The organism is Streptomyces sp. NPDC052496 (assembly GCF_040679095.1).
GTDB lineage: Bacteria > Actinomycetota > Actinomycetes > Streptomycetales > Streptomycetaceae > Streptomyces.
This window is the reverse complement of the sequence record NZ_JBFAUH010000013.1, coordinates 89,729-103,261: the sequence shown is the minus strand read 5'-3', so window position 1 is coordinate 103,261 and position 13,533 is coordinate 89,729. Positions and strand designations below refer to the sequence as shown.

Sequence of the window (13,533 nt, the reverse complement as noted above, 5' to 3'; positions counted from 1 at the left end):
CGGGCGGAGGCGCGCCAGGCGGAGGCGTGGCGGGCTGAGATGCCCAGGGGGAGCGCATTGGGCAAAGGTGCGGCAGGCGCAGGCGCAGGCAGAGTCGCCTCCCCTCCCTCACCCCAAATGCCGATACTTCCCCCGGAAGTACGTGAGCGGCCCCTTGTCGTCCCCGTCGACGTCCGCTGCCAGTACCCGTCCGATGACGAGGGTGTGATCGCCGGCCACGACCCGCTGTTCCGTCCGGCATTCCAGGTGGACCAGGGCGCCGCCGATCAGGGGGGCGTCGGCCTGTTCGCCCCGTTCCGTAGAAATGTCCTCGAAGAGCAGTCGGTCGCTGATGCGGTTCTTCATGGCGAACCGGCCCGCAATGTGCCGCTGCCCTTGCGACAGTACCGAAACCGCCCAGAGGGGCTGGCGCTCCAGAAGGTCGTCCATACGGGAGTCGTTGCGAACGCTCACCATCACCAGAGGCGGTTCGAGCGAGACCGACATGAAGGCCGTGGCCGTCATGCCCACGTCCTCGCCGCGCGGTCCGTCGTCCGGATCGTGCGCGGTGATCAGTACGACCCCGGCGGCGAGCCGGGACAGGGCGGCGCGGAACTCGTCGTCACTCACCCCTCCAGGATGGGGGGTCGTCCCTTCACCGGGCGCGGAGAGTGGCGTTACGGGCGCCGCGGGGCGATCGCCGGGCGTGGCGGTGGAGGTTTTCGTGAACACGCCATGAACGCTAACGGGGGCCGCGGGCGGCCCGCATCGGGCCCGGGGACCAGACGCGTCCTAGGTCCGGCGGCGGAGTGGGTTCTTGCGTCCGGATTTGCGTTCAGGAATTGTAGAAGTGCCTCCAGCGGCACCCATGTGGAGATCGCCAAGCTGCCGCCACGCTCTGTGACTTGAGTCACAGCAGCCAGTAATTGTTGACCCTGTGTACCGAGTGAACAGCTCACTGTGATTCAGTGGCCGTGGCAATCGGACGACACAGAATCCTGGAGTTGCTGTCGAGGTCTCGGGGAGAGCGAGCGATGGAGACCGAGTCGGAGCCATACGTCCGTCTTGCGACCCTGAGGCAGCTGCACCAAGTGGTCGCCGAGCTGAACACCGCACGCAGCCTTGCAGACACCCTGCAGACCGTCGCCGACGGAGTGATCACGGGGCTCGGGTACGAGCTGGCCGCGGTCAACCTCGTCCGGCCGGACGGTGACCTCGTGGTGGCCGCGGTCGCCGGCAGTGCCGGTGCCGAGGCCCTCATGGCGGGCCGGGTCGGCTCCCGCGGTTCGTGGGACCGCCGGCTGAACATGGCCGAGCGCTGGGGCGGGCTGTGCTTCATCCCGCACACCGAGGGCTGGGTGCTGGACGACGACGATGTGCCGCAGTGGCACGCCGCCGGGCCCGAGCCGCGCTTCCCCGACGAGTGGCATCCGAGGGACCGCCTCTTCGCGCCCATGTACACGGCGGCGAACGGCGGTGGCGAACTGCTCGGCGTGATCTCCGTCGACAAGCCGCGCAACGGCCGCCGCCCCGGCGCGTGGGGGCAGGAAGCGCTCCAGATGTACGCGTTCCAGTCCGCCATCGCGATCAGCAACGCCCGGCTGCGCGCCAACATGCAGCGGGCGCTGGTCCGGCTGGAGCGTGAGCAGCAGGCGCTGCGGGCCAGTGAGGAAAGCTTTCGGCAGGCGTTCGAGTACGCGCCCAGCGGTATGGCCATCGCCGAGATGGGCGGGGACCAGCACGGCCGCCTCCACCGTACGAACGACGCGCTGTGCCGCCTGCTGGGCCGCCCGGCGTCCGCGATGCGCCGCTACTCCTTCTCCGACCTCGTGCACCCCGAGGACATCGGCACCCTGCTGCGTACCTCCGCCGAGGGCGGGCGCGCCGAGCTGCGGCTCGCCCGCCGCGACGGCACGTACGTGTGGGTCTCGCTGCGCAACTCCGTCGTCGCCGACACCGCCGACGGGCCGCGCTTCCTGCTCACCCACGTCGAGGACATCGAGGAGCGCAAGCGCCACGAGCTCCAGCTCGCGCACCGCGCCAGCCACGACGCGCTGACCGGGCTGCCCAACAGCGCCGAGCTGCGCGCCCGGCTCGGCGCCCGGCTGTGTTCGCGCCCGCCCGGCTCGGACGCGGACGCGTACGCCTCGGCCGCCTCCGCCGCGTCGGTGGCCGCCTTCCAGGAGGCGCACGGGTTCGGCACGGACGGCCCCGAGGTCTTCGACGGGTACGACGCGGCCGACGGCCCGGAGCGGGTGCCGGCCGGCCCGTACGACCACCACGTCCACGTCATCGCGCCCTCGGACGGGCCGGAGGACGACGGGGCCAAGGGGCTCGCGGTCCTCTTCTGCGACCTGGACGGCTTCAAGTCGATCAACGACCGCTTCGGGCACCACACGGGTGACGCGGTGCTCATCGAGGTGGCCCGGCGGCTGACCAACGGCGTCCGGGACGGCGACACGGTGGCGCGGCTCGGCGGTGACGAGTTCGTGGTCCTCGCGGACGGCCTGGGCAAGGCCGACGCGCAGGACCTGGCGGTCCGGCTGCGCAACGGCATCATCCCGCCCATCCGGGTGGACGGCCGGGGCGTGCGGGTCGGCGCGAGTTTCGGCATCGGGTGGGCGGCCTGCGGGATGTCGGCCGAGGAGGTCCTGCAATCCGCCGACCAGCGGATGTACGTCGAGAAGCGGTCCCGTTCGAAGGCGAGCCGGCGCGCGGGGTGAGCGGACGGCGCACGGTCGGGCGGGCACGACGGCGCGCCGGGCCGGGGGCTTTCTGTAGCGATCCTGTGGCTGTTCCGGCTCCGCGTGGCATCGCTCGAACGGGGTAGGCTGCGCCGATGCGGCGGGGCGCCGCCGGGGGCCCGAAGATCAGCACAGCCATCTCGCACAGACCGCTGGGGAGTGACACGGAATGACGGCCGGCAACAACGGTGCGGGCACGCCCGAGGACGACGACCCGTTCGCCCACCTCTACCGCTCCGAAGGCGGCGAGGGCGGCACGCAGGGCGCGGCGGGCGGCGGTTCGGCAGCGCGGCAGCCGGGTGTACCGCGTGCCTCGTACAACCAGGTACGCGCGGTCGGCGAGCGCCAGTACGGACAGCGGCAGTACGGCCAGCAGCAGGTCCCCGCCCAGCAGCCGTACGGCCAGCAGGGCCAGCAGTCGTACGGCCGGCAGAACGCCCACTACGCGGCCCCTGAGACGCTCCCGGGCGGCAACGGCGCCCGCCAGGGCCCGCCCCCCGGCCACGGCGACGGCGGCGCGCCCCGGCGCAGCCACAAGGGCCTGCTGATCGGCGCGGTCGCGGTCGTCGCGGTGGTCTGCATCGGCATCGGCGTGGCGATGCTCACCAACCAGGGGAACAAGAAGGACGAAGCGGGCGGCGGGGGCGACCCGACGCCGACGGCCGGCGAGTCCGTCAAGCCCAGCGACAAGCCGTCCAGCAAGCCGTCCAAGGGACCGCTCCCGAAGGAGGCCGCGGCGTCGCTGTCGCTCAGCCCGGAGGCGAGTACGGACAAGTCGGTGCCGGGCGCCAAGGCGGCGAACGGCGCGTACGTGTCGCTGAACAAGGTCGGCGCCTCCGCCACCTGGACGGTCGACGTCCCCGAGAGCGGTGACTACACGCTGCTCATCGATTACGGGGTGCCGGGCAAGGACGCGAAGACGACGCTCGGGGTGAACGGGGGAACGCCCGACAAGATCAACATGTCGAACTTCGCCCACGCCGCCGAGGGGGCCTGGGACAAGGGCTGGACGACCACGTACCGGTGGACCAAGCTCAACAAGGGCACCAACACCGTCAAGATCTCCTGCGAGCAGGGCGACCAGTGCGAGGTCAACCTCGACCGGGTCTACCTCAAGGCGGGGCACGTCAAGCGCTGAGGCGCGGCGGGCACGCCGACGGACCTGCGTGGTCCGCCGGCGCGTGGAGGAAAGGCGTCCCGGGCAGTGCCCGGGGAAGCGTCCCCGGGCAGCGCACGGAATGCGCCCCGGACAGCGCGCGGGAATGCGCACGGAAAGCCCCCGGGCAGCGCGCGGGAAAGCGAACGGAAAGCCCCCCGGGCAGCGCACGGAATGCGCCCCGGACAGCGCGCGGGAATGCGCACGGAAAGCCCCCCGGACAGCGCACGGGAAAGCCCCCGGACAGCTCGCGAAAAGCGCCCCGGCAGCTCATGGAAAGCAACCCCGGCAAGGCGCTCAAGCCGCCGGCGGATGCTCCGTGACCGTGATGCTCTTCAGCAGTTCCTCGTACGTGGGCCGGTCGAACTCGCCCGCCGCCGGGGCCCGGACCGTCGCCGCCGACAGCGCCACCGCGTGGGTCAGCCGGGCCGGCCAGGGAAGGTCCTCGACCAGGCCGGAGAGCAGGCCGGCCACCGCGGAGTCGCCGGCGCCGGTCGGGTTGCCGGCGATGCGGCGGGGCGGGGCGGCCTGCCAGGCGCCGTCCGCGGTGACCATGAGCATGCCGTCGGCGCCCAGGGAGGCGGCCACCGTGTGGGCGCCGCGGCGGCGGGCGTCGCGGGCGGCGCGCAGGGGTTCGGTGGAGCCGGTGAGGGCGGCCAGTTCGTCGGCGTTGGGCTTGGCGAGGTCGGGGCGGGCGGCCAGGCCGCGGCGCAGGGGTTCGCCGCTGGTGTCCAGGAGGACGGGTACGTCCGCCGTACGGGCGGCGCGGGTCAGCCGCGCGTAGACGTCCACGGGGACGCCCGGCGGGAGGCTGCCGCACAGGGCCACGGCCCGCGCGTCGGCGAGCAGCTCGCGGTAGGTGGTCATGAACGCGTCCCACTCGGCGGGCGTGACGATCGGGCCCGGCTCGTTGAGCTGCGTGGTGTCGCCGGTGGACTCGTCCACGACGGCGACGGTGCGCCGGGTCGCGCCGCCGACCGGGACCAGCGCGTCGGTCACCGACGTCTCCTGGGCGAGCAGCGAGCGCAGCGCGTCGCCGGTGCCGCCGCCCGCGAAGCCGGTGGCGACCGCCTCGTGGCCGAGCGCGGTCAGGACGCGGGCGACGTTCAGGCCCTTGCCGCCCGGGCGCTCGCAGACCTCGGTGACGCGGTGGGTGGAGTGCGGCTGGAGCCGGGGCACGCGGTAGGTGATGTCGAGGGCTGCGTTCAGCGTGACCGTGAGGATCATGGTTCCCCCTCCCCGGAACGAACGTGGACGGACGGCGCACACCGGGCCGGGTGGCCGGTGGGCCCGTACGGGACGGACTGGTGCGCGGGTGCGCGAGTGGCAGCGATCATGCCATCGCGAGCAGCGGTTGGCCCAGCCCCTGGGCCGACCGCCGCACGGCCGGTACCGCTCAGGGCGCCCCGAACCGGCCATGTGCCACACGAAGGGGCCCGCCCGGCCCTACCTCCTGCGCCCCCGGAACCGCCCTCGGCCCGCCCCGCCCGTCTCCCGTCCCCAGCCCCGCCCCTGGTCCGTCCCCCGCCTCACACCCCCGCCGGCCGCACCACCCACTCGCCGCGCCGCACCACGCCCACCAGGTCGTACTCGGCGTCCAGGACGACCAGGTCGGCGTCCTTGCCCGCCTCGATCGAGCCGGTGCGGCCGTCGACGCCGAGCAGCCGGGCCGGGTTGCCGGACAGGGCCTGTACGGCCTGCTCGACGGTCAGGCCGTCGATGGTGAGCGCGCGCTTGAAGGCGCGGTCGAGGGTGAGGGTGGAGCCCGCGATGGAACCGGCGGTGGGGCCGTCGCTGATGCGGGCGACACCGTCCTTCACCTCGACCGTCATCGGGCCGAGCGGGTACATGCCGTCGTTCATGCCGGCCGCGCCCATCGCGTCGGTGATGAAGGCGACCCGGTCGGCGCCCGCGTTCCGGAAGGCCATTTCCAGGACGGCGGGGTGCAGGTGGGTGCCGTCGTTGATCAGCTCGACGGTGATCCGCTCGTCCTCCAGGAGCGCGGCGATCGGGCCCGGCGCGCGGTGCCCGAGCGGCGGCATCGCGTTGAACAGGTGGGTGGCGACGGTCGCGCCCGCGTCGATGGCCTCGCGCGTCGCGTCGTACGAGGAGTCCGTGTGGCCGATGGCGGCGAGCACGCCGGCGTCGGCGAGCAGCCGTACGGAGTCCAGGCCGCCGGGCAGCTCGGGCGCCAGCGTCATCATCCTGGCCGTGCCGCGCGCGGCGTCGACCAGCTTGCGTACGTCGGCGGGGTCGGGGTCGCGCAGCAGGCCGGGCTGGTGGGCGCCGCAGCGGTGCGGGGAGATGAACGGGCCCTCGAAGTGGATGCCCGCCAGGTCGCCCTGTTCGGTCAGCTCGGACAGGACGGCGGCCTGGCGTGCCAGATCGTCGAGGTCGCCGGTGACGGTGGAGGCGAGCAGGGTGGTGGTGCCGCGCCGCCGGTGGGTGCCGATCGCCGTCAGGCACTCCTCGGCGTCGGCGGACGAGAAGGAGCCGCCGCCACCGCCGTGTACGTGGATGTCGATGAAGCCCGGTACGACGAGGTGCCCGGTCAGGTCGACGACCTGGTCGCCGGGGGCCGGCGCGGCCGCTCCGGCGGCGCTCGCCGCGTCGGTGATGCGGGTGCCCTCGAAGGCCACCAGGCCCGCGTCGGCCACGCCGGACGGCAGGGCGACCCGGGCGCCGGTCAGGACGGTGCGCCGGGGGCTCGGGGCGCGGGCCCCGGACTGTTGCAGCGGCATCAGGCAGTTACCTCCGTGGAGAGAAGATCCCAGGCGAGCAGACCTGCGCCCAGGCAGCCGGCGGCGTCCCCGAGCGCAGCCGGAACGATCAGGGGGAGCCGCTGGAAGGTCACCCGGGCACGCACCGCCGTGCGCAGCGGTGCGAAGAGCGTGTCGCCCGCCTCGGCGAGCCCGCCGCCGATGATCAGGGTGTGCGGGTCGAGCAGGGTGAGCGAGGTGACCAGGCCGTCGGCGAGGGCGTCCACCGCGTCCTGCCACACGGCCCGCGCACGGGCGTCGCCGGACTCGACGGCCTTGGCGGCGTCCGCGGCGGTGGCCTGCGGGTCGCCGCAGGCTTCGGCCCAGGCCCGGCCGACGGCGGCGGCCGAGGCCAGCGTCTCCAGGCAGCCGCGCTGCCCGCAGCCGCACTCGGGGCCGCCGGGCCGTACGACGATGTGGCCGATCTCGCCCGCGCTGCCGTGCGCGCCCGCCTCGATGCGGCCCTCGATGCCGATGGCGCCGGCGATACCGGTGCCGAGCGGTACGAACAGGAAGCGGTCGGCGCCGCGGCCCGCGCCGATGCGGCCCTCGGCCAGCCCTCCGGTGCGTACGTCGTGGCCGAGGGCGACCGGGACGCCGCCCAGCCGCTCGGAGAGCAGGGCGCGCAGGGGGATGTCGCGCCAGCCCAGGTTGGCGGCGTACACGGCGATGCCGCGTGCGTCGTCGACGATGCCGGGGACGGCGACGCCGGCCGCTGCCGCGGTGCCGCCGAACCGCCGCCGCCCGGTCTCGCGCAGTTCCTCGGCGAAGTCCAGGATCGAGGCGACGACGGCTTCCGGGCCGCGTTCGCGGCCGGTGGGGCGCCGTGCCTCGTACAGCAGCGTGCCGTCCGCGCCTGCCAGGGCGGCCTTCATTCCGGTGCCGCCCACATCGAGGGCGATGACGTGTCTCACGGGAACAGTTTCGCGCGATCGGCCGTGAAAGGTCTAGTCCACTCGCGGGGATGGCGTGGTTCCCCTGGTGAGGGCGGCCGGGACCGGCGCGTGGGGACGGCGGGGTTCCGTCCGCGGGGACGGTGGGGTTCCGCTCCGGGGCGGTGCTGCCGTACCGCCGTGACCTGCGCGTGTGACAGGCGATACGCAAGCGAAATGAGGGGTGGTGTAGACCTTGTGTAGGTAAACGGGGGAGACTCGTCGTTCATGCCGGTTGAGGGCGGGCCCCTGAAGCCACGGGGCATTCTCCGGCAAGCACGGAACATTCGGGACAAAAGGCGGTAACGGCAGTGCAGCGGCGGTACTTGAGCCTGGCGGCAGCGGGACTCACCACGGCCTTGACGCTTTCCCTGTCCGCCTGCGGCAGCGGCGCGGACGGCGGCGACGTCACCCTCAAGCTCATCGCGGCGGACTACGGCGACAACGCGGCGAACTCCTCCCAGCACTACTGGGACAAGCTCACCAAGGAGTTCGAGAAGAAGAACCCGGGCATCAAGGTCGACGTCTCCGTCTACAGCTGGAAGGACGTCGACAAGAAGGTCGAGGACCTGGTCAAGTCCGGTAAGGCGCCGGACATGGCGCAGATCGGCGCGTACGCGGACTACGCGGCCGCGGGCAAGCTCTACCGGGCCAGGGACCTGCTCTCCATCCCCGTACAGGCCGACTTCGTGCCCGCTCTCGCGGAGGCGGGGGAGTACAACCGCGAGCAGTACGGGATGCCGTTCGGCGCCAGTACCCGCCGCCTGTTCTACAACAAGAAGCTCTTCGCCGAGGCGGGCATCACCGACCCGCCCGAGACCTGGGCGCAGGTCGCGGCCGACGCGGCCAAGCTCAAGGCCAAGGGCGTGAAGATGCCGTACGCGCTGCCGTTCGGCCCGGAGGAGACGCAGGCCGAGACGCTGATGTGGATGCTCAGCGGCGGCGGCGACTACACCGACAGCATCGGCAAGTACACGATCGACTCGAAGGAGAACGTCAAGACCTTCGAGTGGCTGAAGAAGGACCTGGTCGGCCCGGGCCTGACCGGCGGCGACCCGGCCAAGCTCAACCGCCAGGACGCGTTCAACGCGTTCGCGGCCGGTGACGTGGGGATGCTCAACGGCCACCCCACCCTGATGAAGCAGGCCGAGGCCAAGGGCATCGAGTACGGCACCGTCGAGCTGCCGGGCCCCACCGGCAAGGCCAAGTCCACCATGGGCGTCGCCGACTGGATGACGGCGTTCAAGCAGAACGGCCACCAGAAGCAGATCGGCACCTTCCTGGACTTCGTCTACAGCGAGAAGAACGTCATGGACTTCTCCGGCGAGTACGGGCTGCTGCCGGTCACCACCTCCGGCTCCCAGGCGATGCTCGCCGACAGCAAGTACGCCAAGCTGCACAGCTTCCTGCGCCAGCTGGGCACCGCCGAGTTCTACCCCGCGGACAAGACCTCCTGGCCGCTGGTCAGCAAGACCGTCAAGGCGAAGATGGGGACGGCGGTGGGCGCCAACGGCAACCCGGCCGGTGTGCTCAGCGACATCCAGAACACGGCGAACGAGGCGGACAGCGCCGGTCAGTGAGCCGCAACGGCGGCAGGGCGGGGCGGCCGCGCTCCGCCCCGCGCCCTGACGGCAGGGGATTGTCGTACCGCGGCCTTATCGTGGACGGGTGATGACGAGCGAAGGCACCGACGGTGGCACCGGAGGCGGTGGCATAGGAGCACTGTCCGCCCAGGACGAGGCGGTGCTCGGTGTCGAGCGCCGCTCCTGGCCCCGGCCGGGCGCCAAGGAGCGGGTCATCCGCGAGCGGCTCGGCATCTCGCCGACCCGCTACTACCAGCTGCTGAACGCGCTGCTGGACGACCCGCGGGCGCTCGCCCACGACCCGGTCACGGTCAACCGGCTGCGCCGTGTCCGCGAGGCCCGGCGCGGGCGCCGCTGAGCGGCGCGCCGTCGCCGCCACGCCCCGGCGCCGGCCGGTGGCGGGGCTGCGCACAGCCGGTCCTGCTCATGCCGGCCCCGGCCCTGCCCCTGCCGGCCCCAGTCGTGATCATGACCGGCCCGGCTCCTGCCGTCCCCGGTCGGGCCGGCCCCGCTCATGGCCGGTTCCGGCCCCGGTACGCCGCCGCCCGAGGGGCCACGCTGCGCCGATGCGCCCGTACGCCCGGCGCGGATCCGCGCGCGACCGGTAATCTCGTGGCCATGGCCAGCCCCCCGAACTCTCTGCCGACGCCGGTCACCGAAGCGGGCCGGGACGGTCTCGCCGCGCTGCTGGACAGCCCCGGCCGTGCCGTGCTCGCCCTCGACTTCGACGGCACGCTCGCCGACATCGTGCCCGACCCCGAGAGGGCCCGCGCCCACCCCGGCGCCGTGGCCGCGCTCGCCCGCCTCGCGCCGCTGCTGGGCTCGCTGGTGATCATCACCGGCCGGCCGGCCGGCGTCGCGGTCCGCCTCGGCGGCTTCACGGACGCGCCGGGCCTGGAGCAGTTCGTGGTCCTGGGCGGCTACGGCGCCGAGCGCTGGGACGCGGCCACCGGCACGGTACGGGCCCCCGAACCGCCGCCCGGCGTCGCCGCCGTACAGGCCGAACTCCCCGGCGTACTGGACACACTGGGCGCCTGGCACGCCTCCTGGGTGGAGGACAAGGGCCGCGCCATCGCCGTGCACACCCGGCGCGCCGAGGACCCGCAGGCCGCCTTCGAGCTGCTGCGCGAGCCGCTGTACGCGCTCGCCGAGCGGCACGGCCTGATCGTCGAGCCCGGCCGCTACGTCCTCGAACTGCGCCCGCCCGGCATGGACAAGGGCGTCGCGCTCGCCGAGTACGTCCGGGAGACCGGCGCCGCCACCGTCCTGTACGGCGGCGACGACCTCGGCGACCTCGCCGCCTTCTCCGCCGTGGACAAACTGCGCTCCGACGGCCTGGCCGGGGTCCTGGTGTGCAGCGGCAGCGCGGAGGTCGCCGAGCTGGCCGGCCGGGCGGACCTCGTCGTCGACGGTCCGGCAGGCGTCGTCGCACTGCTGCACGCCCTCGCGGACCGGCTGGACGCACCGCCCGCCTGAACGGACCGCGGCCGGCCGCCCCGGGATCCGGGGAGGCCGGCCGCACGCCGGTGACCGCTCGGGCCGCTACTGCTCCAGCGCCCGCAGCTGCTGGAGGAACCAGCGGTCAGGCGGCAGCGCGGTGGCCGCCGCGGCCAGCCGCTTCGTGCGCTCGGCCCGCTCGCCGTCCTCCATGGACAGCGCCTCGTGCAGCGCGCGGGCGGTGGCGGAGATGTCGTACGGATTGACGCAGACCGCGTCCTCGCCCAGCTCCGCGTACGCCCCGGCCTCCCGGGACAGCACCAGCGCGCAGCCCGCCTCGGAGATCACCGGGACCTCCTTGGCGACCAGGTTCATGCCGTCCCTGATCGGGTTGACCAGTGCGACGTCGGCGATCCGGTAGGCCGCCAGCGACCGCGCGAAGTCGTCCTTCACGTGCAGCACGACCGGCTGCCAGCCCGGGGTGCCGTACTCCTCGTTGATCTCCTCGGCCAGCCGCCCGACCTCGTCGGTGTACGCGCGGTAGACCTCCAGGTCCTGCCGGGAGGGATAGGCGAACGCGATGTGCACGACCCGTTCGTGCCACTCGGGGTGCGCGGCCAGCAGCGCCCGGTAGGCGCGCAGCCCGCGCACGATGTTCTTGGACAGCTCCGTACGGTCCACCCGCACGATCGTCTTGCGGTCCGCCCCGCCGATCTGCTCGCGCAGCGCCGCCAGCCGCTCGTCCACGTCGGGCCGGTGCGCCCGCTCCCGCAGGAATTCCGCGTCCGCGCCCAGGCCGTGCACCCCGAGCCGGGTCGTCCGGCCCTCGTGGACGATGCTCAGCCCGCCGTCCCCGTCGCGCGCCACCTCGGCGCCCAGCACCGCGGCGCAGCACTCCGCGAACGCCTCGGCCCAGCGCCGCGTCAGGAACGCGGCCCGGTCGCCGCCCAGCATGCCGAGCAGCACCGCCTCGGCCACGTCGTCCGGCAGCATCCGGAAGTAGTCCGCGGGCGCCCACGGCGTGTGCGAGAAGTGCCCGATGCGCAGGTCGGGACGGCGGGCGCGGAGCAGGCCCGGCACCAGCGTGAGGTGGTAGTCCTGCACGAGGACGACGGCGCCGGGCGCGGCCTCGTCGGCGAGCGCGTCCGCGAAGGCCGCGTTGTACGCCTCGTACGACGCCCACTGCGCGCGGAACCCGTCGTCGAAGGAGGGCTCCAGCGGCGTCTGGTAGAGCATGTGGTGGACGAACCACAGCACCGAGTTGGCGATGCCGTTGTAGGCATCGGTGAAGACGTCGGCGGGAATGTCCAGCATGCGTACGTGCTGGCCGCCCGTGTCGGCGGTGTCCAGGTGGCCGTCGCTGCGCCGGGCGGCCTCGCGGTCGCCCTCCCCGAGGGCGGCGCACACCCACACCGCCCCGGCGTCGGGGCCGATGGCGGAGAGACCGGAGACCAGCCCGCCGCCGCCGCGTTTGGCGGTCAGCGTGCCGTCGTCCCCCTTCGTGTACGAGACCGGGCCGCGGTTGGACGCGACGAGAACCTGGGCACCAGAACGCTCGGAGACCATGGTGCGAGACTAGCCCGCCACCGAACCGCTCAAACGTACGCAGCGAGGGCGGCACGTCACGGTTTACGCGGCGCCCCGGGGCCGTACCTCCCACGGGCCCGCACTCAGGCCGCGCGGCGCTCCGTGTACTCCGGTATCTCCGCCATCGGCGGCCGCTCCTCGGTGTCCACGTCACAGGTACGCGGCACGAAACCGGCCTCGCCGCGCTCGAACTGGGTCAGCCGCGGGCGCACCAGGTGACCGCGGGCCAGCCGCAGCTGCGCGGTGCGGTAGATCGCCGCCGCCATCCTGCCGAGTGCCTGGCCGCCCTGGTGACGGTGCTTGCGTACCCCCACGTCCACCTGGGCCAGCGCGTCCAGCCCGGCCGTGTGCAGCGCGTCGACCAGCAGACCCAGCTCCACGCCGTAACCCACCGGGAACGGCAGCCGCTCCAGCAGCGACCGGCGCGCCGCGTACTCCCCGCCCAGCGGCTGCACGAACCCGGCGAGCTGCGGCCAGTGCAGGTTCAGCAGCGGCCGGGCGACCAGCTCGGTGACCCGGCCGCCCTGGCCCGCCGCCTCACCCAGCGGCCGGTCGTACATGCCCTTGACGAACTGCACGTCCGGGTCGGTCAGCAGCGGACCGACGATCCCGGAGACGAAGCCCGCGTCGAACTCGCGCAGGTCCGCGTCGACGAAGCAGACGATGTCGCCGCCGGTGGCCAGCAGGGAGCGCCACAGCACCTCGCCCTTGCCGGGCAGCGCGGGCAGCCGCGGCAGCACCTCGTCCCGGTGGACCACCCGCGCGCCCGCCTCGGCCGCGACCTTGGCCGTGCCGTCCGTGGACCCGGAGTCCAGCACCACCAGCTCGTCGACGAGCGGCACCGACGGAGTCATCAGCTCCGTACGGACGGCCTCGACGATCGCGCCGACCGTCGCCTCCTCGTCGAGCGCCGGCAGCACGACGGAGACCGTCTGCCCCGTCTCGCGCTTCGCGGCCAGCAGCCGGTCGAGCGGGCGGTCCGCGGCCGACCAGGACCGGCTGGCCAGCCAGCGCTCCACCTCTTCCAGCACGTGCGCGTCTCCTTCGTTCCCGGACCAGCGATGTGATCCATCTCGCGGTGCGGACGGCTGTCTCGACCGCCCTGCCCTTCGGCTACAGTCTTGAACAACGCGATCGCCCCGGACATGCCGGGGTCGCGACAAACGCCTGGGCTGCGGCCCAGCGCCATACCGCTCATCCAGAGGGGCAGAGGGACACGGCCCGTTGAAGCCCCGGCAACCCTCCAGCCGGTCTCCGTCGCCGCGCAGCGCGCGGCCCGCGAGGCTCCCGGCTAGGGAAGGTGCCAATTCCGTCTCGTGGCGAGATGCGTCGCGAGGAAGATGAGGAGAAAGGGCC

The 13,533-nt window shown here is 73.4% G+C and carries 11 protein-coding genes and 1 riboswitch; of the genes, 5 read left to right on the top strand and 6 right to left on the bottom strand.

Annotated features, from left to right (window positions below):
- Nucleotides 1-108: 108 nt before the first annotated feature.
- On the bottom strand, nt 109-609 hold the full coding sequence (locus AB0L45_RS18675) for a flavin reductase family protein (RefSeq protein ID WP_365841140.1): 501 nt from the start codon (nt 607-609) through the stop codon (nt 109-111).
- Nucleotides 610-1,013: 404 nt separating this feature from the next.
- Between AB0L45_RS18675 and cdgB the strand changes: the two genes are divergently transcribed.
- On the top strand, nt 1,014-2,702 hold the full coding sequence (cdgB, locus tag AB0L45_RS18670) for a diguanylate cyclase CdgB (RefSeq protein ID WP_365841138.1): 1,689 nt from the start codon (nt 1,014-1,016) through the stop codon (nt 2,700-2,702).
- 190 nt (nt 2,703-2,892) lie between these two features.
- Nucleotides 2,893-3,861, top strand: a complete 969-nt coding sequence (locus AB0L45_RS18665) for a carbohydrate-binding protein (protein ID WP_365841136.1) — start codon at nt 2,893-2,895, stop codon at nt 3,859-3,861.
- Between the two features lie 315 nt (nt 3,862-4,176).
- Here AB0L45_RS18665 and AB0L45_RS18660 read toward each other — a convergent pair whose 3' ends face one another.
- The 3 genes from AB0L45_RS18660 to AB0L45_RS18650 form a co-directional block, all read right to left on the bottom strand.
- Nucleotides 4,177-5,106, bottom strand: a complete 930-nt coding sequence (locus AB0L45_RS18660; protein ID WP_365841134.1) for a 1-phosphofructokinase family hexose kinase — start codon at nt 5,104-5,106, stop codon at nt 4,177-4,179.
- Nucleotides 5,107-5,408: 302 nt separating this feature from the next.
- Complete coding sequence (gene nagA, locus AB0L45_RS18655) at nt 5,409-6,620, bottom strand: N-acetylglucosamine-6-phosphate deacetylase (RefSeq protein ID WP_365841132.1); 1,212 nt, start codon at nt 6,618-6,620, stop codon at nt 5,409-5,411.
- The gene (locus tag AB0L45_RS18650) at nt 6,620-7,552 is read right to left on the bottom strand and encodes an ROK family protein (protein ID WP_365841130.1); all 933 of its coding nucleotides are present in this window, start codon (nt 7,550-7,552) and stop codon (nt 6,620-6,622) included. Before AB0L45_RS18650 ends, nagA begins: the two co-directional genes overlap by 1 nt.
- Before the next feature lie 329 nt (nt 7,553-7,881).
- Between AB0L45_RS18650 and AB0L45_RS18645 the strand changes: the two genes are divergently transcribed.
- The 3 genes from AB0L45_RS18645 (at nt 7,882) to otsB (ending at nt 10,629) form a co-directional block, all read left to right on the top strand.
- A complete protein-coding gene (locus AB0L45_RS18645; protein WP_365841128.1) occupies nt 7,882-9,150 on the top strand; it encodes an extracellular solute-binding protein in 1,269 nt (422 codons plus the stop codon).
- Between the two features lie 91 nt (nt 9,151-9,241).
- Nucleotides 9,242-9,511, top strand: a complete 270-nt coding sequence (locus tag AB0L45_RS18640; RefSeq protein WP_365841365.1) for a DUF3263 domain-containing protein — start codon at nt 9,242-9,244, stop codon at nt 9,509-9,511.
- A gap of 260 nt (nt 9,512-9,771) precedes the next feature.
- Nucleotides 9,772-10,629, top strand: coding sequence for a trehalose-phosphatase (gene otsB, locus AB0L45_RS18635; protein ID WP_365841126.1), 858 nt, complete (start codon nt 9,772-9,774; stop codon nt 10,627-10,629).
- Between the two features lie 66 nt (nt 10,630-10,695).
- On the opposite strand, the gene AB0L45_RS18630 is transcribed toward otsB, so the two are convergent.
- On the bottom strand, nt 10,696-12,156 hold the full coding sequence (locus AB0L45_RS18630) for a trehalose-6-phosphate synthase (RefSeq protein ID WP_365841124.1): 1,461 nt from the start codon (nt 12,154-12,156) through the stop codon (nt 10,696-10,698).
- A 104-nt stretch (nt 12,157-12,260) separates the two neighbouring features.
- Nucleotides 12,261-13,208: a glucosyl-3-phosphoglycerate synthase gene (locus tag AB0L45_RS18625; RefSeq protein WP_365841122.1), complete on the bottom strand. Its 948-nt coding sequence runs from the start codon at nt 13,206-13,208 to the stop codon at nt 12,261-12,263.
- Between the two features lie 160 nt (nt 13,209-13,368).
- Nucleotides 13,369-13,524, top strand: a riboswitch (SAM riboswitch).
- The last annotated feature ends 9 nt before the right edge of the window (nt 13,525-13,533 follow it).

Bases quoted from the DNA above. Each gene is read 5' to 3' on its own strand.
- cdgB (WP_365841138.1), top strand. From the start codon at position 1,014: ATGGAGACCGAGTCGGAGCCATACGTCCGTCTTGCGACCCTGAGGCAG.
- AB0L45_RS18665 (WP_365841136.1), top strand. From the start codon at position 2,893: ATGACGGCCGGCAACAACGGTGCGGGCACGCCCGAGGACGACGACCCG.
- AB0L45_RS18660 (WP_365841134.1), bottom strand. From the start codon at position 5,106: ATGATCCTCACGGTCACGCTGAACGCAGCCCTCGACATCACCTACCGC.
- nagA (WP_365841132.1), bottom strand. From the start codon at position 6,620: ATGCCGCTGCAACAGTCCGGGGCCCGCGCCCCGAGCCCCCGGCGCACC.
- AB0L45_RS18640 (WP_365841365.1), top strand. From the start codon at position 9,242: ATGACGAGCGAAGGCACCGACGGTGGCACCGGAGGCGGTGGCATAGGA.
- otsB (WP_365841126.1), top strand. From the start codon at position 9,772: ATGGCCAGCCCCCCGAACTCTCTGCCGACGCCGGTCACCGAAGCGGGC.
- AB0L45_RS18630 (WP_365841124.1), bottom strand. From the start codon at position 12,156: ATGGTCTCCGAGCGTTCTGGTGCCCAGGTTCTCGTCGCGTCCAACCGC.